We start from the raw sequence: 20,923 nt of genomic DNA, 5'->3' as shown, positions 1-20,923 counted from the left end.
TTTTTCAGTTACGGTACTGGAAATACTCGGGAATGACAGAGCGATTCTCGAGACTGCACGAAAATACATGGGATCTAAAACGATAGAACTTCAAATAGAAGCTGACCGAGATATAGGTAGGAGCGTCTAGTCAGCAAAGACTTACAAGATATTGGGGGCTGTCCCAAAAGTAAGTTCGCTCACTTGAGGAAACAGCTCGCTTCATGAAAAATAGGCAAAAATAAAGAAATAGCGGTGCTAGGGAGGTCATCCCTGCACCGCTATTTTTGACTTTTGGTCTATTGTCGCTTTCTTGAGCAAATTGTGGGCAAGCGAAAGCCACCCGACCTCCAGGCTTACCTTAGGCAGGCCACGAAGCAGAAAACGTCTGAATCCCCGGTTGTTCTTCAGTTGTCCAAATACACTCTCGGGCTCGATCATTCGTCGAACCGCCAGAGCGTATCCCTCGTCGCTCCTGAGTTTCTCGCGTACTTGCTGCTTGTACCGCAAATACTTGAGACTCACGCTGATTTCCCGATTCCCTTGTGCTTTTGTACAAGCTTCTTTGAGCGGACAATCTTCGCAGCTTGCGCTACGATAGTGTCGCTTTCTGACTTCATATCCGCTTTCAGTCGTTCCCTTACTTTCATAACGAAACAGCAGCTTGCGCCCTACCGCGCATGTCCAAGTATCTTCGGCTTCAACGTACTGCCAGTTGTCCAGCTTGCTGATATCCTGCTGCCACCTCTTCGATTTTTCCTTGTGGTAGGTACTGTACTTCACTAATGCTTCTAACTGCTCACCTTCTAAGTATGCGTAATTTTCTTCACCGCCGTATCCTGCATCCGCGATGACGGTTTTCGGCAGCTTTCCTAGAGCGGCTTTAACCTTCTCCAAATGAGGTTTGAGGCAACGCGTGTCGGTTGGGCGTTGATGCAAACTGTAGCCGATGATGAACTGGTTTTCTGTTCCGATCTGCACATTGTAGCCAGGTTTCAATTGACCATTTTGCATGTGATCTTCTTTCATTCGCATGAAGGTAGCGTCGGGATCCGTCTTGCTAAAGCTGTTCCGATCCCCAAGAAGCTCTTGCTGCCTTTCATATTTTTGCAAACGAGGGAGCAGGTCTTTACGGAGCGCGCGCACCGCTTTTTTAAGCGGCTTGTCCTTCGGCTGGACTTGCAGTTTAGCTTCCAATTGTTGAACAGCAGCCTCTAGCTTTTCGCTCGTCAGCGCGGATGCCTCGCCAAGCTCGGTGAGGTCTTCTCCAGCCTGTTCCAGCTCTTCTTGCTTCTCCGCTGCTTCAATCGTTGCAAACAGTGTCCGTACTTTCTCTTGCAACTTTGCCTTGTGCTTCACGACGGCTTTGCCCCAGACGAAGGTGTAACGGTTCGCGTTTGCTTCGATCTTCGTGCCATCGACAAAGTAATGCTCAAGCTTCACGTACTTTTCCTCTGCAAGATAATGAAGGATACCTGTGAAGACCGTCTCCAGTACCTCTTTCATTCGTTCGGAACGAAACCGATTCAGCGTTCGAAAGTCTGGTCGTTGTCTGCCTGCGATCCACATGAACATGATATTCTCACGAACCGCTTTGGCGATTTGACGAGAAGAGTAGATTCGCTGTGAGTAGGCGTAAATGATAACTTTGGTGAGCATCTTGGGGTGATAGCTATCTCTTCCGCCTCCGGGATAAGCCGCGTCGAAGATCGCGTCGTCGAGCTGATTAACAGCAGCGTTGACTACACGAACCAAATGGTTAGCGGGTATGTCTTCTTCTAAATCCATTGGTAAGCAAAGTTGATCCATGGTATATTGAATGTACAAAGAAACCGTCTCCTTTGGTAGTTGGTTGGGTGGTACCTCCATTTTACCAAGAAACGGTTTCTTTTTGTTTGACATTATGAAGAAGGGGCGTCCCTAAGTCATTTATGACTTTTGGGACAGCCCCTTTGCTTTATTCTGAGTCAGAGGAACACTAGTACCGAATGAACTCCTCTTTAAACCAAAAACACATCTACAGCATAATGAAGCACAAGACGGAGCATTGACTAAGCGTGAATGTGAAGTATGTCAATGGCGCATGGGTAGACTATGTGGAGCCAGTCGAAGCCTCTTCTTTTTATGATTCAACGATTCCAAGCATGTAGTGCGGACAAGACTACAGCACCTATTTGATGTGGACGGCAGTCCGAAATATCATTTTTAGTAAGCCAGCCCACAGGGAATGAGTAACAGAATTTGCCGGCTGAATTTAAAGAAGAGCGGCATCACCAGAAGAATACCATTGAAGTACCCAGTCACCAAGAAAAATGTCGAAAAATTGTCGTACCAATCTTGTTTTTTGTCAAAAATACACCTAGAATGAAAAAGGATGCATACAGCTTTTTTACATAAACCGTACTTGTTGCCAAGTAGTGCGAGGCTGCATTCGACAAGGAAATGACATCCGTTAACCTCAATTATATTATTGTATTATACGACAAACCAGACCAGACAAGACAATAAGTATTACAATATGCCCTCAACTTATTTAATCCTCGGAGCGCTGGAAGTGGGAAATGCCTAGAAATAAAATTAACAAGTTATTCCTTGATTCGACAAATAGCATAGTTTCATTCACCATGGAAATTGTCTTGCGTAATACGGATTGCGTTAAATGCTTCATCCACGGCCGTATCGGAGCTTATGCCAACGTTCACAAAGCCTTCTAACATATGGGTCAGCGCATCCAGTATTTCAGACTGGTTTCCCTGTATGCTTTTGCGTCCGCCGCCCGATCTGCGACTTCGGTCTGGCTCATGTCTCACCATTTCTTGAGCAATCAATTCTTTTACGCCTTCCTGAAGCGTTTGACGAGATAACCCTGACAATCGGCTTACATGACGGATTCCGTTATAACCAATTGCAATGCGCATCTCAAGTGACTTCACTTCTACTTTGGTCATACTTTATTCATGACACATTTTGTTGTAGTTGCCGGTTTTATTTTTAGACAATTCCTTATTCACTATCTCAGTATGAGATGCAGTCAACTATTTGTTAAATTAGGGTCGTGAATTTTGTTGAATACAACAGAGAAACATATACGGAATTTTTTGAAATACAGAGAACTAATTAAGCTTTTAGTACTAAAAGACATAAAATTAAAATATAAGAGATCTTTTCTAGGCATCATTTGGAGTTTGTTGAACCCATTATTCACCATGATTATTTTAACTATAGTATTTAAGGAACTATTTAAATTCAGTGTGGAGAATTTTGCTGCATATGTTATTAGCGGCCAGGTGCTTTTCACTTTTTTCTCGGAATCCACTTCGTTAGCCATGTCATCAATTTATTCGAACGGACAAATCCTCAAGAAAGTGTATATTCCGAAGTACATTTTTCCGCTTTCTAAGGTTTTATTTTCTTTTGTCAATATGCTGTTTTCATTTGCTTCAATTTTACTGGTTTGCTTCCTTACAGATGTCCCATTAAAGCCTGCTTTGTTTTTTAGTCTGCTTTCAACTTGTTATATTTTAATTTTCAGTATTGGTTTTGGATTGATTTTAAGCAGCGTTGTCGTCGTCTTCCGAGATTTGGAGCATATTTATAGCGTTCTTCTCACTGCATGGATGTATTTGACTCCGATCATCTACCCTGCTGAGATCATTCCTGAGAAATATCTATTTATTGTACACAGCAATCCTTTATATTATTTTCTAAACCACTTCAGGGAAGGGTTGCTGTATGGGCATATCCCTTCAATGGAACTGAATCTGCAATGCTTCTGTATTTCATTTGTAACATTAATAATTGGGCTATATGTTTTTTATAAGAGACAAGATAAATTTATCTTGTATATCTAAGGAGTAACTAGATGGATGACAAGGTTATAGTGGCTGTAGAAAACGTATCTGTGCGCTTTAACATGACTTCGGAGAAAATCTCAACCTCAAAAGAATTCCTGATTAAATGGCTTCAAAGGAGTATTACTTATAATGAGTTTTGGGCATTAAAGGACATTTCATTTACGATTAATAAGGGAGAAGTATTTGGCATACTTGGATTGAATGGCGCTGGAAAGAGTACCTTGTTAAAAACAATAGCCGGTGTTTTAAAGCCTACAAAAGGAACGGTTAAAATATCAGGTACGATGGCGCCTTTAATTGAACTTGGAGCTGGCTTTGATGCAGATCTGACGGCCAGGGAAAATATTTTTCTAAATGGTGCTGTTTTAGGAATAAGTAAAAAACAAATGAATGAAAAATTTAATGAAATTGTTGAATTTTCTGAGCTTCACGAATTTATTAATGTTCCAATCAAAAACTTTTCCTCAGGCATGTATGCCAGATTGGGCTTCTCAATCGCGACAATTATTAATCCTGACATCCTGATTGTGGATGAAATCCTGTCCGTAGGCGATTATAAATTCCAGGAAAAGTGCGAGGAAAAAATCGGTAAAATGATTAAAGATGGGACGACCGTTATTTTAGTTTCCCACTCAAAGAAACAAATGAGAAGTATGTGTAATCGAGGGATCATTCTGGAAAAAGGACATTTAATTAAACAAGGTAATATAGATGAAATTTGTGATTATTATTATTCCCAAAGTTGATTTATTGAGATCAAGGAGGTTATTCCCGGATGGTTCAGATAAAAAAGAAGGCCGTTTGTATCCTTGGCATGCACAGAAGCGGGACATCCGTAATAACAAGGGCAATCAATCTGCTAGGCGTTCATATTGGAAAAGCCGAGGACTTGATGCCAGCGGGAAAAGATAATCCTGAAGGTTACTGGGAAAATGTGAATATTGTTACGATTCAAGAGAAGCTTCTGGAATTTCTCGGACACAGCTGGCATTCTGCCGGTATGCTGCCCGAGGAATGGTGGAAATTACCCGGAGTAGAGTCCTTCAAGCAGCAGTTAATTAACGAAGTAAGGTTCAATTTCATGAATGCGGATGTTTGGATGTGGAAGGACCCCAGAACATGCGTTTTGCTCCCGATATGGCAAAATATATTTGAAGAGCTTGGCATAGAAATGAATTTCGTCGTAGTTGTTAGAAACCCGATCGATGTCGGTTCTTCTTTAAAAAAGAGAGACCAGCTATCATGCAAGGCAGCAATGGATCTGTGGAGCTATTACTCCATTTCAATGTTCAAAAGTTTGGCTTCGACTCCTTCAAACGTCGTGTTCATTCACTACGATTTGTTTATAGACAACTGGAAAGACGCTTTGATTGAGGTTTCAAAGGAATTCGATATCTCTTGTCCGTATAGCGAAGAGGAATTTACACGGTTAATGTCCAGTGTAATCAAGCCGACTCTAAGACATAGTAAAACTGAAATAAATACCTTGAATGAGGATATCTCAATACCTTTATATACAAAAAAAATCTACGAATTATATTTTGAGATGAAAAAAAAGGGATTTACAGAAAAATGCAAACGAGAAATTGATGCTTTATATGCAGAATATTCAAACAAAGTCGCTTCACAATTGCTGCAAATCTACTGGGAAAATAATAAGATCGGCTTTACTGAGGATTCCTCGGTTCAAATATCGCTGCAATGCGACCTTCACATGCATACGTATACAACCGAGTTGCCTGCTGCTATGACTTGTTTGCGAATTGATCCGATAGATGCCTGCGCTTTTATTGAAATAAAGTCAGTAAGCATCATAGCGATAGCTGACAGTGAAACCGTAACGGTGTACGATTCAAGCGAGGATCAATTTGGAGCTGTCGCTAATGCAAGCGATTTAAAAATATTTAATCAAAATAATAATCTTGTTTGTCTATCATTAGGGGAAGATCCTCATTTTGAGATAGAGGGTCTGTCTTTCCCGGAAAACACGAGCAAAGCGGCAATATCTATTGAGATGAGGACTTCTAGCCCTTTAAGCCCAGATGTAATTGGAATAATTGAACAACAAGCTAATCAAATCGACTCCCTGAAAACGGAGACAGTTGAAAATAAACGAATTTATATGAAGAACCAGGAAAGCATCACGCGGCTTCAAAAAGCGGTTCAAGACAAGCAAAATAGGATTGTTCAGTTGAGGGATACAATTTTCTTGCAAAATGCAGAAACGAAAGTAAGTTTGGAACAGATGAATCTGCTGAACAGTACGTTGGCCAATAAAAATAATGAGATCATGAACTTACAGTCGGCACTATCTATGAAGGAACGAGAGCTGGCACATATGCGTCACTCGTATTCCTGGAGATTAGCGTCGAGATTAGGAAAGCTGAAGCGTATCGTTGAAATGGTTGAGAATGTATTTTATATGGTGTTCCACGTTCCAAGAAAATTAAAGTTACAGCCCTTGAATGATATCGTTTCATGCAGCGACGGCAGCTTCCGTTGGCAAGCTACAGGCGAAGACCCGCAATTTCATTTAGAGGGACGCTTTCCGGTTGGTTGGGTTAGAATCGCGTGGTCCGCCAAGGCTGATGGAGAAGCTGTGATGAAGCTTTATCCGGAAACGCTTGATGGAGTAAGCGAGTCAACAAGTATTATGCTTGGGAGAATGAATCATAGTGCTCAAGCCAGAGGTGTACTGTTTTTTTTGGATCCCGAAACCAGTAGCCTGAGATTGGATCCTGGCGATGAGCAGATGAGATTTAATTTTTCAGAAATCAAGATGTACAAGGCAACAAGGCTACATGTAGTCGTTGAAGCTTTTAACAGATTTCGAAAAGTAAATAAGCTGAATTTCAGGGCAAGTATGCTGTTGTTTAAAAAAGTATTTCATGTTTATCAAAAAAGCGGTCTTCAAGGTGTATGGAGGAGAATTAAATCGGAGATTTCGCCTAGCAAGGCTGCGGAAGCTATGGATTATTCAGTTTGGATAGAGAAGAATCGTTTAACAGCTGATATGGAAGCAGAATTGAAGGACGTTAGCGCTTCATTTACATATAAACCTATGATTTCAGTAGTTGTACCCGTCTATAATGTAGAAGAGGCATGGTTAAGGAAGTGTCTTGATTCCGTTCTTGATCAAATTTACGACAATTGGGAGCTATGTATTGCAGATGATGCTTCAACTTTGACACATATCCGTAAAGTTTTAACTGAGTATGCGGCAATGGATAGTCGAATCAAGGTTATTTTTAGAGAAAAAAACGGACATATTTCAGAAACCTCCAATTCAGCATTGGAAATCGCTAATGGGGAATTTATAGCACTGCTTGATCATGATGATGAAATTACGAAGGATGCTTTTGTTGAAGTCGTTCGTTTATTAAATAATCATCCAGATGCAGATATGATTTATAGCGATGAGGACAAAATAAGCCCCGACGGGATAAGGCATTCTCCGTTCTTCAAACCGGATTGGTCTCCGGAAACATTTATGTCACAGATGTACACCTGTCATATGGGTGTCTATCGAACCTCGTTAATAAGAGAAATTGGAGGTTTTAGACGAGGTTTTGAAGGCAGTCAAGATTATGATTTGGTCTTGCGCTTTACTGAGAAAACAAATCGTATCTATCACATTCCTAAAATTTTGTATCATTGGCGCTCCATTCCACAATCGACAGCATCGGGTGGCGCAGCAAAAGGCTACACCAATGATGCAGGCTATCGCGCTCTTCAAGAAGCATTGGAGCGAAGACATATTCAAGGGTGGGTAGAGCCCGATCCTGATGTATCCAATTTGTATGTCGTACATCATCGCTTGACTACTAGACCCTTAATCTCAATCATTATTCCTACTAGAAATATGACGGCTATACTTGAAACGTGCATTACATCTATTTTTGCACAAACGAGTTATGATCATTTTGAAATTATAATCGTAGATAATGGAAGCGATGACCCTGCTACCTTAGCATTACTTCAAAAATGGAGTGCTACAGAACCAAGTAGATTTAGAGTGGAGAGAATTGATATTCCATTTAACTACTCCAGGTTGAACAATTTAGCGGTGGAAAAAGCAAATGGTGAATTAATCTTACTGCTTAATAATGATATTGAAGTTATTTCTTCATGCTGGTTGGAGGAAATGGCAGCTCAAGCAATTCGAAATGAGATTGGAGCGGTAGGAGCGTGTTTATTATATCCCGATAACACCATTCAACATGCCGGTGTTGTGCTGGGTATTGGTGGAGTCGCCGGACATAGCCATAAATACTTTAGTGAGAAAGAGTACGGATATTATTCCAGATTGAGGATGGTAACCAACTATTCAGCAGTTACTGCGGCATGTCTGATGATTCGAAAGGAAGTTTATCTTTCTGTAGAGGGGCTAGACGAAAATCTTGAAGTGGCATTTAATGATGTTGATTTTTGCTTGCGTGTTGGTGACATAGGCTTGAGGAACGTGTGGCTGCCGCAAGTGAAATTGTATCATCATGAATCCAAAAGCCGCGGACAGGAGAACACGCCTGCGAAAATTGCGCGGTTTAATAGAGAGATTGAATATGTACAAAACAGATGGGGTGAAAGGTTGAAATTAGACCCTTATTATAATCCGAATCTGACTCTTGAACATGAAGATTTTCGTTTGAGTATTGAGTAATAGAAAGGGGAGTATGCCTGATTGAACATAAATTTTAAAAAAACAATAGAAGATGGGGTATTTTTTTTAGTATTAATCGTGTTATTTTGCTCCATTATCAATACTTCTCAATTTATTTCTGATGGAAATTTAGATCCGTCATGGCAAAATTCATATAACTATTTTCATATTATGTCCATGCAATTTGGTTCAAACATTGCGTTTACATATGGGCCGCTGGCATATCTGTATGTTCAAGCGTTTAGTCCGGAGCTGTATTGGGACAAAATTATTTTTTCTCTCATCCTTGCCCTGGCGGTATGCTTGATAATGCTAATTGTCCGAAGAAAATTTGGTCTTATTTCTTTCCTTGTTCTATCCTGCTCATTCATTATTTGCAGGGGCTATGATAGTTTTATTTTCAGTTTTCAGCTATTGTTGCTAGCGGTATTTTTAATGAATAGAAGACAGGAAGGATATAGGGGATACGTCCAAGCAGCATTATTAATATGCGTAATTGCCGCTACAGGCCTTATCAAATTTACCTTTATGTTAAGCGGGACTGCGTTAATCACGGTGCTGCTGCTAAGCTTTATTCTCCGTAATCATTGGAGGCTTGCCCTGTTTGGCGTAATCTGGTTCTTAATCTCGGTTTCTGTGATTTGGATGGTACTGGGGCAAGAACTGTTTAATTTGCCTTATTACCTCGTCAACAGTTTTGAGATTGCAAGAGGTTATAATGAAGCCATGGCTATTTACGGGCCTGTTAGCACGGTTTTATTCACCATTGTTTTAATGGCTGCGTATGTAATTGTAATTCCATTGCAGGTATTGAAAAATTACAAGAACAATATAGAGCTGTTATTTGTTTTACTAGGCATGTGTGGATTTATTTTTATTTCGTGGAAGCATGGAATAGTAAGACAAGATGGCCACATTGCTGAGTTTTATTCGTTTATGTCTTTTATTTATGCGCTATTATTTGCAATGAATTATAAAAAAATCAATGAAAATGAAGAAATTATTGCATGGCTGGCAAAGAAAAAGTTTTTCAGGGATATTGATCATGAATATTTAATCCTGGCAGCTTCGAATATTCTTAAAAGAAGCATTTCAATCATTTTAGTTTTTGTATCCATTAGCGCTTTTGGATATACGTTTTATTCGGAACGGTTTGTACAAGAATTAGTTTTTTCCCGCATCCATTCACTTAAGGAAAACGTTCATTTCATAACGCATCCATCTGCTTTGGCGGAGAAGAAAAAAGGAATGGATATGCAGTACAATGAAATGTCAAAAAAACTGGAGCTTCCTCAGATTAAACGCATAGTAGGTAACCAGACTGTAGATATTTATAACTTTAATCAGGATTATGCGATCTATAACGGTCTTAACTGGAATCCCAGACCGGTATTCCAAGGTTATTCTGCGTATACGTCCAAGCTGTTGCAATTAAATAAGAATGACTTAATTGCTAATGCTCCTGAGTTCGTTTTATTTCAAAATCAGACAATAGATCATAGATTTCCGCTAATAGATGATAGTCTTTGGTTGTATGAAATACTGCACAAGTACAAATTTGTTACACAGGAAAAAGGCTTTTTGCTTTTTCAGCAACGGCATTCTGTAGATGAACTCGCCAGTTACCCACTGGAGATGTATAAGTCTGAACAAACAACATTCGAGCAAACCATTGATATAGAGGCCGATAACAGGTTAGTTTATGCATCCATTCATATCCAATCGAATGCTTTAGGAAAACTTAGGTCTTTGCTTTTTAAGCCTGCGCAAGTAAATTTGAGTATCCAGTTTGTTGACGGCGAAGAACAAGTGTTTAGAATCATTCCTGAGATGCTAAGAGAGCCTATACTGCTTTCGCCGCTAAACGAAACCAATGATGACGTAATGCGGGCTCTAGTTCAACAAAATCAAAGAATAATGAAGTCAATTAAAATTTCTGCACCAGCCGGCTCCAAATATTTTAATTCTGACATCCGTGTTTCCTTGTTCAGGGATCATAGCCCTATTCAAAGTGAAGTGGAGAATTATCTAAATCTGCAATGGTCAGATATTTTAAAGCGTTCTCCTGAACGAATCGAAACGGAGCATCCTTTAGAAAAAGTTCAAGTGGCTCATTCGCCAACGATGCTCTTCCATCCAAAAGCATCAATGGAATTTAAGCTGAAGCCAGAAGATACGTCACTTCATGCTGTGGTTGGACTAAGGCCTGAAGCCAAACAGAAGGGGAAGTCGGATGGCGTTCAATTTTACTGGGAGGGCTTTTCTGACAACGAGTGGAAAGCTATCGCAAAGTTCAATTTAGAACCTGACAAATTCAGTGATGATTTTGTGGATTTTTCAACGCTGCTTCCTGCAAATACCAAATATACTGTTGTTAGACTGCGAGTGGATTATGGGAAGGCAAACGACAGCAGTTGGGATTGGGCGTTAATTAAAGAAGTAGATATTAATTAGAAAGCGCGTGATTGAAATTGGAAAGAAAAGAGATTTTGGCAGGCTGGGGCAACTATCCGAAAGAACCTTGTTTTGTTTCCAGACCCGAAACACAAGAACAGCTGAAAGCAAAGATTCAAAGAGCGAGTTGCGCCAGCTATATCTCTTATGGTCTAGGAAGAAGCTACGGAGATGCTCCATTAAACGGCAATAGCGGCGTTATACGTACTGTTCATATGAATAAGCTAATTGCTTTCGATGCGGATTCCGGCATTCTGAACTGCGAGGCTGGCGTAACATTTGAAGAAATCATTGAAATTTTCCTGCCAAAGGGTTTTTTTCTGCCGGTAACTCCGGGTACTAAGTTTGTGACCGTCGGCGGAGCGATAGCCAATGATGTTCATGGGAAAAATCATCATGCAGATGGTTGTTTCTCTGAACATGTATTGAGTTTCCAACTGTTAATTGCCGATGGTTCAATTATGCAATGCTCAAGAGAAACCAATTCTGATTTATTTTGGGCTACTGTTGGAGGGATTGGCCTCACCGGAATTATTCTGACTGCGAAATTTCGTCTTATTAAAGTAGAAAGTTCTTATTATCATGTAAAATATGAAAAAGCGAAAAATATTGAAGAGGCCCTTGAGCTTTTTCGAGAATCAGATGCTAATTATCAATATTCTGTTGCATGGATTGATTGTTTGGCTAAAGGGAATTCACTTGGCAAAAGCGTGTTAATGAGGGGAAATCATGCGAGGCTAGAGGATTTATCATGGAAACAACGAATAAATCCTCTTCAAATAAAGACAAATTTAAAATTAAGTATGCCAATAAATATGCCTCCATTTGTTTTAAATCCTTACAGCATCAAGCTATTCAATATTGCTTATTATGGCATTCAACCAAGCGATGTCAACAAGGTTGTGCACTTTGATTCTTTTTTCTATCCGTTAGACTCCATAATGAACTGGAACCGAATGTACGGGAAAAAAGGCTTCGTTCAATATCAAGCAGTTTTTCCGCCAAACGAAATCGAAGGCTTAATTAAAATGCTGGAAAAACTGAGCAGTACAAACCGCTCGTCGTTTTTGGCGGTATTGAAAAGCTCGGGAAGAGAGGGGCAGGGAATGCTTTCGTTCCCTAAAAAAGGCTATACGCTTGCTTTGGATATTCCAATTAAGGATCATTCGTTATTTCCTTTTTTAAGAGAATTAGATGAGCTTGTCATTAAACATAATGGAAGAGTTTATTTAGCTAAAGATTCTACACTTGCTCCGGAAAAATGTAAAATCATGTACCCGAGATTGAATGAATTTTTGGCAATTAAAAACAAGGTGGACCCTGACCATATATTTTCTTCATCAATGGCCAGAAGGTTGAACATATTGGAGGCATAAATGTTGTGAAGCATGTTTTAATCTTGGGCGCGACCTCCGGGATCGCATCTGCACTTGCATATAAACTGGCCTCATCGGAAAAATGCAAGCTAATATTGGCTGGCAGACATCCAGAGGAAGTTGAGAAACTTGCAAGCGATCTGAGGATCAGGTGCGATGTCGAAACGTTTAGTATGAACTATGACGCAATCCAGATGGACTCACACGAGGAGTTTTGGCAAAAGTGTTTGATGTTAATGGATATTGATACGGTTATTTTATGTTACGGTTATCTGGGGGAACAAAAATTGGGTGAAGTCAATATGGCCGAAGCCAAAGCCATTATTGATGTCAACTTCACGTCCTGCGTATCTATACTGTCACTTGTAGCTGCTTATATGGAAGAAAAGGGCCGCGGCACTATTTGTGCGATTTCATCGGTTGCCGGAGACAGGGGGAGGCAAAGCAATTATCTTTATGGATCGGCCAAGGGGGCGCTTGCGCTATATTTACAAGGGCTACGAAATCGACTGAGCAAATCGGGAGTTCATGTGTTAACGATTAAGCCGGGTTTTGTTGACACGAAAATGACGTATGGACAAACCGGGATGTTTCTGGTGGCAAAGCCTTCAGCAGTGGCTAATGATATATACAGAGCAATGAAGAAAAAGAAAAACACGCTGTATACACCGTTTTTCTGGAGATGGATTATGCTTATTATTAAAATAATACCGGAGAATGTCTTTGCAAAAATGAATTTATAAGAATAAAGTAGGTAAGGCGAATTCACAAATCTTTCGACTTATCCAAGGGAGAGAAGGCTTTGAATACATTAACCCCAAAAAATGAGAAGCAGCTGTCAATGAATGCGGCGAAGCCAAACCTCATTTTAGCGTGTATGTCGCAACTTCGTCCAAAACAATGGACTAAAAATATACTCGTCTTTGCATCTGCACTTTTTGCGGGAACGTTTTTGGAGTATTCTACCTTTTTGAATGCTTTCTTGGCATTTGTCTGTTTTTCTTGCGTTGCAAGCACGATCTATATTATTAATGATATTGCAGACGTTGAAAAGGATCGTTTACATCCAGACAAGTGTAAGCGGCCTCTGCCTTCCGGGGCTTTGACTATGCCAACCGCTGTAGGTCTTGGAGCAATTTTATTTGCAGGCTCTACTTTATTGTCTTATTTTATTTCTCCTCAGTTAACCGCAGTATTGTTATTTTATTTTATTATGAACGTAGGCTATTCTTTCAAATTAAAGCATGTTGTTCTGATCGATGTGATGATTATTGCTGCTGGTTTTGTACTGAGAGCCGTTGCTGGGGCTGTTGCTGTGAATGGCAATCTGACGTCCTGGTTTATCTTATGCGCTATGCTTTTATCCCTGTTCCTTGCACTGGGAAAGCGTAGACACGAGCTGCAATTGTTTGAAGGCGATACAAGTAAACAGCGTAAGGTTATGCAATTTTATTCGATTAAATTACTTGATCAGTTAATATCCATTGTCACGGGCTTAACTATTATGTGCTATTCGCTGTATGCAGCTGAGAATCATTATATGATGTTTACAATTCCGTTCGTTCTTTACGGTGTTTTCAGATATTTGTATTTAATGCATATGGAAAATGGCGGCGGCAAGCCTGAGGAAATATTAATCACAGATAAGCACATTTTGTTTACTGTACTTATATTCGCATGCTCCGTACTGTTTATTAAAGCGTATCTCTAATTTATGTAATGGGAGAGAATTATGTTAAATAAGAACGCCAAGATCATTATTCCTGGTGCTGCAGGATTAGTTGGCCAGAATTTAATTGTTTTGTTGAAGGAGTCGGGTTACTGGAATATTGTAGCGATTGATCAGCATGAGTACAATATTAAATATCTTAAAGAACTGCATCCTGAAATCGAAGTCATCTTAGCAGATTTGGCCGAGGAAGGAGAATGGACACGCTCGTTTGCCGGCGGAGATATCGTAGTTATGTTGCAAGCCCAGCTTACAAGCAAGACCGCAGATCCATTTGTTCGAAATAATATTACTTCAACCGAGATTGTTTTGCATGCAGCTAAAGAATATCAAATTCCTTACATCGTTCATATTAGTTCTTCTGTAGTTATTTCGGTTGCTGACGATGATTATACGCGGACAAAGGCCAGACAAGAAGAATTGGTGAAATCAAGCGATTTTAATTATTGTATTCTAAGACCAACTTTAATGTTTGGGTGGTTCGACCGTAAACATTTAGGCTGGCTGTCACGCTTTATGAAGAGAATTCCTGTCTTTCCTGTACCAGGGGATGGCAAGTTTATGAGACAGCCACTATATGTTAGAGATTTCTGCAAGGTTATTATGAAGTGCATGGAAAATCAGCCTGAAAGAAAAATTTATAACATAACAGGGAAAGAAAAAATTGATTATATTGATATGATACGAATTATAAAGCGAGTTAAACATCTGCATACGATCATTATGACGATTCCATTTGGTTTTTTTGAATTTCTTCTTCGCGTTTACGCAATCTTCAGCAGCAAGCCGCCATTTACGGCTGACCAATTAAAAGCGTTAGCTGCGGGGGATCATTTTCCTGAAGACCATTGGTGGGAAACATTTGAGGTCACAGCTACCCCATTTGAGAGAGCCATGCAAGAAACGCATCATGATTCGAAATACAGTAAGTACATTTTAAAGCGATAATCGCGATAGAGGTGCACCATGAAACGAATTGCGGTAATTGGCGCTGGAGCAATGGGACTTGCCAGTGCATATGAGTTGTTAAAAAAAGGGTTTCAGGTCGATCTATATGAAAGAGATGATCGAATCGGCGGTATGTCCGCATCTTTTGATTTTGATGGGTTGAAGATTGAAAGATACTATCATTTTGTTTGTGCGCCGGACTATACGTTGTTCGAAATGTTAAAAGAACTGGAAATTTACGATAAGCTCAAATGGACAGATACCAAGATGGGTTTTTACTATGAAGGAAAGCTATATAAATGGGGAAATCCTTTTTATGTACTCGGCTTTCCCAAGGCCGATTTCATTTCTAAATTGAGATATGGCTTGCATTTATTTATTTCTAGTAAACGGGAAAATTGGAGGGATCTCGATTCGGTTCAAGCAGTTGATTGGATTCGCAGTTTTGTAGGCAATAAAGCCTATAATATCTTTTGGAAACCATTATTTGATCTAAAGTTTTATGAGTATACTGCTAATATTTCTGCAGCATGGATTTGGACGCGTTTAAAAAGAGTGGCTGAATCCCGTAAAAGTCTCTTCCAAGAAAGAATGGGGTATATAGAGGGCGGCTCGGAAACTTTGCTCAATGCCTTACTCGCACGCATTGAGCAGATGGGCGGGCATTGTTATTTAAAACAGAATGTAGATCAAGTTATCGTTGTTGACAATAAAGTCACTGGCATTAAAATTGATAATGATGTAATTGCTTATGATCATGTCATATCTACCGTTCCCCTTCCATTTGTTCCTGACCTCGTACCTGACTTTTCACTAGAGACTAAGGGGCGAATCGAGCAAATAGATAACGTGGGTGTGGTATGTGTGATATTAAAGCTAAAACAGGCCCTTACAGAAAATTTCTGGATGAATATAAATGATAGTCGTATGGAGATCCCGGGGATGATTGAATACTCTAATTTAAACCCGATGGAAGATAAGATTCTATATGTTCCATTTTATTTACATAAAGATCATCCTAAATATCAAGAAAGCAATGCTACATTCCTTGAAAAAGTTATTCATTATGCTAAAATGGTAAATCCCGACTTTTCGGAAGATTGGATTTTGGCTTCAACTGTTTCCAGATACAAGTACGCTCAACCTATCTGTCCTCCCGGATTTTTAGAAATGCTGCCTCCAATGAAAACAGAATTAGAAGGCTTGTATATGGCCGACACCTCCTATTACTATCCGGAAGATCGCTCTATTTCAGAGAGCATAAGGATAGGCATTGAAATTTCAAAAATGATTTAGAAGGATGAACATGAAAAAATGGATAAGGTTTTTTACATCGAAACAATTTTTACTGTTCCTGGCTTCAGGAGGATTAGCGGCGATTGTTAATTTGGGTTCGCGTATAGTATTGAATCATTATTTGAGTTTTACGCTCTCCGTTGCACTTGCCTATATGTTTGGCATGATTACAGCATTTGTCCTGAGCAAGCTATTCGTATTTCATGGAGCAAGTCAACATTCAGCTATTCGGCAGTTAGCATACTTTACTCTCGTTAATGTTATCGCGATTATTCAAACATTAATTGTCAGCATCGTGCTTAGAAATTATTTCCTCCCATTTATTGGTTGGGGGTTTCATCCGAATGAAGTTGCCCACTTCATTGGTGTATGTGTACCTATTTTCTCAAGCTATGTTGGTCACAAATACGTTACTTTTTCAGGTGCCAAAAATTCGTAAATAATATTTGCAGAGAATGTGAAGTGCATACTGGGAGGAAGCGAGAGGTAAGGCGTTACGAGCCCGCAAAGTGTATATGGAAAATCCAAGCGAGCGGGGGAGTTGCATGGCGAGAAGGCTTGAAAGCCTTTTTGCAGGAATTGGATCAAAATTAATGATTTGGCGACGATGGAGTGCGAACTGATAAAAATGCCAATCAAGGGGATTTTATGCCGAACAACTATACTCGTAGAGTCTATATTAGGATTGCCTGTGCCGGGATTGCTCTTTTACCGTTACTTTTTCTTATATCCAAACTAATTCAATATTCAGTAGATTTACCGTCGCCAGATGGATGGATGATGCTGAAATATATAGAAAAGTACCATTTAGGCACCTTAACCTTCAAGGATTTTTTTGAGCAACATAATGAGCACAGATTAATGATTCCCAAATTGATTTTATTGGCCATCGACATACCGACACATTGGAATGTTTATTATGAAATCGCAGCTAATGTTATAATTGGCACTCTGATTTATCTGTATATGGTGTTTCGATCAATAAAAACATATATTGAAAATGGCTTGAAGTATAATTATTGGTTAATGGTTGTTCTTTCTTTTTTTTGTTTTTCAATCATGCAATTCGAAAATTACTCAACAGGTTTTCAAATTCAGGTGTTTCTAAATGTACTATTTACTGTAGTGGGGTTAAATTTTCTGGTTCAAAAAAAACTTGGATATGTGCATTTAGCAGCATCAGCAGTATTTGGATTTCTTGCCTTGTACTCATTTGCTAATGGGTTATACTACTGGCTTGTAGGCTTCATCCCTGTCGTTTATCGAGTTGCAACTAAAGAAATTCAATTAAAATTCCTGTATTCATGGATCGGAGCATCATTATTTTTTATTCTGACTTATTTTTATCACTTTAGCAATCAAGCTGCTATTATTTCGAATTTTTTGCATGAACCGTTAAAAGTCATGATTTATTTTCTAAGAAACATGGGCGCATCAATTATTTTCGTTGAAGCTGCCCCGATTTACTCGGTTATTACAGGCGCTATAGGAGTAACCCTATTCATTTTTATTAGTTATTATGCAGCTCAAAATAAAGTGATTCAGGTATTGCCATGGGTAACAATCAGTTCATACGGGCTGATCAGTGAGCTGTCTACAGGTGCAGGAAGGCTGGAATATTTCGCATCAAGATACACTACCATATCAAATCTTTTCTGGATTGGTTTGGCAGTAATCATCTTTTATCTTTTAGATGAGCATTACAAAGATAAGAAAATGAAAATAAATCATAAAATCATAATTGCAGTCAGCTTGTCAACGTTTTTTTCAATGTTTATGATTAATTCAGATACGTTCGTTCAACTTTTTATGAAAGATCAAGAGAAGTACGCGTGGATCAGATATGAATTACTTGCGGTGGCCAATAAAGAAATTGAAAAAACCACATACAACTCTCCATACCTGCAAATAAACTTGGTTCCAACGATGCAAAAATATAAAGTATCTGTCTTTAGAGACAACTATGAAGAGATGGCATTTAGTCGGTATAGCAATAGAATCCCGAGCAGTTCCGAAAAAACCGCGCCGTTTCAACCTTCAATTGTTAATGGGAGTCTGACATTTTTATTCCACCCTGCTGCAAGTATTGAATTTAGTACAAAACCAACCGACAGATCAGCTGCTGTCCAGGTTGCGTTAAAGCCGGATGCTATTGGCCCTGATAAATCGGATGGAGTGAGATTGTTTTGGGAAGGGCTGGCTGGTTCCGAATGGAAAGTTATTGGTGAATTTGAGTTGAATCCCAAAAATCTGAATGAAAATAGCTTCAAATCCTTTCAAGCTGATATTGTCGAAGATTTTGAAAAAATAAGGCTGCGTGTAGATAGCGGGGAAAATAATAATTCCGCATATGATTGGGCCGTAATCAAGCAAATTCATATTGATTAGGGAGAGAAGTGTGAGGCAATGAGTTTTGATAAAGGAAAGGAAAAAGAGATTTTTTTACATGTTGGCTTGCATAAAACAGGCACGACGAGTATTCAGGATACATTACATGTAGATCACAACAATAAGCTGCTGGAAAGCAAAGGCTACCTCTATCCGAAATGCTGGCCTTCTAACCATTCTATACCTATTTATAGTTCGTTCTGTGATGATCCAACAGCTTATCATATCCATATTAGGAATGGATATACGGCGGATCAGATCGCTTCTCTTAATGAAAGATATTTAAATGAGCTGCAAGCAGAGATAGATGAAAGAAAGCTAACAAGTTTAATCCTTTCAGGCGAAGATATTTCATTGCTTTCAGTGAATAATTTAAGTGTATACAAAGAATATTTAAGTACAATCTTCACAGACAATATTAAAGTAATGATTTATGTAAGATCCCCTTTGGAATGGACTGTAAGTGCTATACAGCAATTCGTTAAGACTGGAAGAGAAAGTTATAAAAATGCAGCAGCCCATTTTGAAAAAATTATTGAAAATCTCTTTGTCAATCGTATAGATAAATTTGTACATGTTTTTGGAAAAGAATCTGTCAACGTTTACTCCTTTGAAGAAGCGGTATTGGATAAATTTGGACTTGTAGGCCATTTTTTATCCACCATTGGGATGAGCGATAAAGAGATATCAAACGTTCATCTTGTTACTGCCAATGAGAGCATCTCATTAATTGCTGGAGATATTATTTCGTATATAAATGAAAAAATGCCATTGTTTCGAGAAAAGAACTTGCTTGGCGAGCAAAGGTCTGATGGGGATATCCGTCCATTATGGAGGATAAAAGGGCCTAAATTCGATATCCCTTATTTTGATAAACAAAGAATACTTGAGCTTAGTCGGAATGATAGGGCATGGTTAAAGAAAAATTGGGGAATTGACTATACAAGTGTAGAAGTATTGCAAACAAGCGTTTTAAATTATGAGCTTTCCAATGAAAAAGTGGAGGAAATAAAGCAAGCGGCTCTTGAGCTGTCTCCAATACTGAGGAGTTTAGTTTTAGAATATTTGTCAGCAAAGAGTAAAGAGGCTCTGGCAGAGAAGGATGCTATTTATGAGTTTGTAATAATCGCGGAGCTAGGAATTTCAGAAGTTCAAGCAGTTATGCTGTGTGAAAGTATCCGACAGTTTGGCGGTCGTTATTCTCAATCAGGCATAGCGGTAATTTCACCGCGTCCGGATCGTCGTCCTGGAAAAGCAACGCTGCAAAGATTGGAAGGTCTTGGAGCTAGGTATATTCCGTTATCCTTCGTTTCGCCTTGCCCGGAATATGAGGCTGGCTTCAAAGTGCTTGTCTGGGCAGAATATGAAAAAATGTCAACCGCTGACATATTGGTTGGGTTGGACAGTGATACCGTTTTTTTGGCTGAACCTGATTTGAGTCTGGGAAATGACAATGCGGCAGCAAGACCGGTGACTGTCCAAGGTATCTGTTCAACAGGAGCGGAAGATCCTCGAGATGCTTATTGGCAGAGCTTATGCAGTCTATGCGGTGTTGATTATAACAGGCTTCCTTTCGTTGTATCCGTTGTCGATCGTCAGACTGTGAAGGCTGGTTATAATGGCGGGTTTGTTGTTGTTCGCAGAAGCTGCGGCATATTTCAGCGGACGGCCGATTATTTTCTGCTATCTGTTGCAGCTGGACTTCATCCGCTGACCAATGAAGTACGACAAATTCAAGCCGGGCATGACCCGGCGAGTGTTGCAGACAGCGACTATGTGGGGAGCGGCGAGGCCTGTTTGGCATTGGCTATATGGGGGACAGGCCTGACTGTGAGAGCCTTGCCGCCAGGTCACAATTTTCCGCTGCCTCAATACCGAAATCTTCGTCCAGAGGTTGAAAGCGGACAGTTTGGTGAACTAACTCACATTCAGTATCGTGACTTGCTGACAGCTGTATCGGCGAAAGCCCCAGATTTTTTGGGGTATTATGGATATCCGAAGGCGGGCATTGCTTGGCTTAAGGAAAGTGGATTATCAAGGTTTCAACAGGCAGCGGTTTATGTGCGGGAGCTTGAACAAAGAGATATAGAACTAGCTTCCTTTCGAAAAGAACTGGAAAAAATCTATAGTTCGAACGGCTGGAAAATATTATCGAAATATTATAAGCTGCGCGATGCCATAAGTCGCATCATAAGCAAATAGAGATACAGCGAGAAAGGGCAACGGTTTCGGCTTTGTC

At 39.6% G+C, this 20,923-nt stretch carries 14 protein-coding genes; 12 read left to right on the top strand and 2 right to left on the bottom strand.

Features of this window, described 5'->3' with window-relative positions; translation table 11 throughout:
- Positions 1 to 246: 246 nt before the first annotated feature.
- Positions 247 to 1,806: an IS1182 family transposase gene (locus V5J77_RS19805; RefSeq protein WP_338552557.1), complete on the bottom strand. Its 1,560-nt coding sequence runs from the start codon at positions 1,804 to 1,806 to the stop codon at positions 247 to 249.
- Between the two features lie 788 nt (positions 1,807 to 2,594).
- Positions 2,595 to 2,897 carry a hypothetical protein gene (locus V5J77_RS19800; protein WP_338552556.1) on the bottom strand — a complete coding sequence of 101 codons (303 nt, stop codon included), beginning with the start codon at positions 2,895 to 2,897 and terminating at the stop codon, positions 2,595 to 2,597.
- Positions 2,898 to 3,041: 144 nt separating this feature from the next.
- Here V5J77_RS19800 and V5J77_RS19795 point away from each other — a divergent pair, with 144 nt between their 5' ends.
- From V5J77_RS19795 to V5J77_RS19740, 12 genes are all read left to right on the top strand, one after another.
- Positions 3,042 to 3,830: an ABC transporter permease gene (locus tag V5J77_RS19795; RefSeq protein WP_338552555.1), complete on the top strand. Its 789-nt coding sequence runs from the start codon at positions 3,042 to 3,044 to the stop codon at positions 3,828 to 3,830.
- An 11-nt stretch (positions 3,831 to 3,841) separates the two neighbouring features.
- Positions 3,842 to 4,579, top strand: coding sequence for an ABC transporter ATP-binding protein (locus V5J77_RS19790; RefSeq protein WP_338552554.1), 738 nt, complete (start codon positions 3,842 to 3,844; stop codon positions 4,577 to 4,579).
- A gap of 29 nt (positions 4,580 to 4,608) precedes the next feature.
- Positions 4,609 to 8,493, top strand: coding sequence for a glycosyltransferase (locus tag V5J77_RS19785; protein WP_338552553.1), 3,885 nt, complete (start codon positions 4,609 to 4,611; stop codon positions 8,491 to 8,493).
- A gap of 21 nt (positions 8,494 to 8,514) precedes the next feature.
- A complete protein-coding gene (locus V5J77_RS19780; RefSeq protein ID WP_338552552.1) occupies positions 8,515 to 10,947 on the top strand; it encodes a hypothetical protein in 2,433 nt (810 codons plus the stop codon).
- 11 nt (positions 10,948 to 10,958) lie between these two features.
- Positions 10,959 to 12,323 carry an FAD-binding oxidoreductase gene (locus V5J77_RS19775; RefSeq protein WP_338552551.1) on the top strand — a complete coding sequence of 455 codons (1,365 nt, stop codon included), beginning with the start codon at positions 10,959 to 10,961 and terminating at the stop codon, positions 12,321 to 12,323.
- A 5-nt stretch (positions 12,324 to 12,328) separates the two neighbouring features.
- Positions 12,329 to 13,066, top strand: a complete 738-nt coding sequence (locus V5J77_RS19770) for an SDR family oxidoreductase (RefSeq protein ID WP_338552550.1) — start codon at positions 12,329 to 12,331, stop codon at positions 13,064 to 13,066.
- Between the two features lie 59 nt (positions 13,067 to 13,125).
- A complete protein-coding gene (locus V5J77_RS19765; protein ID WP_338552549.1) occupies positions 13,126 to 14,034 on the top strand; it encodes a decaprenyl-phosphate phosphoribosyltransferase in 909 nt (302 codons plus the stop codon).
- Between the two features lie 21 nt (positions 14,035 to 14,055).
- Positions 14,056 to 15,000, top strand: a complete 945-nt coding sequence (locus tag V5J77_RS19760; RefSeq protein ID WP_338552548.1) for an NAD(P)-dependent oxidoreductase — start codon at positions 14,056 to 14,058, stop codon at positions 14,998 to 15,000.
- A gap of 18 nt (positions 15,001 to 15,018) precedes the next feature.
- Positions 15,019 to 16,296 (top strand): NAD(P)/FAD-dependent oxidoreductase, encoded by a 1,278-nt coding sequence (locus tag V5J77_RS19755; protein WP_338552547.1) that lies wholly within the window; start codon positions 15,019 to 15,021, stop codon positions 16,294 to 16,296.
- Between the two features lie 10 nt (positions 16,297 to 16,306).
- On the top strand, positions 16,307 to 16,735 hold the full coding sequence (locus tag V5J77_RS19750) for a GtrA family protein (protein ID WP_338552546.1): 429 nt from the start codon (positions 16,307 to 16,309) through the stop codon (positions 16,733 to 16,735).
- Between the two features lie 173 nt (positions 16,736 to 16,908).
- A complete protein-coding gene (locus tag V5J77_RS19745; RefSeq protein ID WP_338552545.1) occupies positions 16,909 to 18,684 on the top strand; it encodes a hypothetical protein in 1,776 nt (591 codons plus the stop codon).
- A gap of 18 nt (positions 18,685 to 18,702) precedes the next feature.
- Complete coding sequence (locus tag V5J77_RS19740; protein WP_338552544.1) at positions 18,703 to 20,886, top strand: hypothetical protein; 2,184 nt, start codon at positions 18,703 to 18,705, stop codon at positions 20,884 to 20,886.
- The last annotated feature ends 37 nt before the right edge of the window (positions 20,887 to 20,923 follow it).

It is taken from the genome of Paenibacillus sp. KS-LC4 (assembly GCF_036894955.1).
In the GTDB taxonomy this organism is placed as follows: Bacteria; Bacillota; Bacilli; order Paenibacillales; family Paenibacillaceae; genus Pristimantibacillus.
This window is presented reverse-complemented; position numbering and strand designations above follow the sequence as displayed.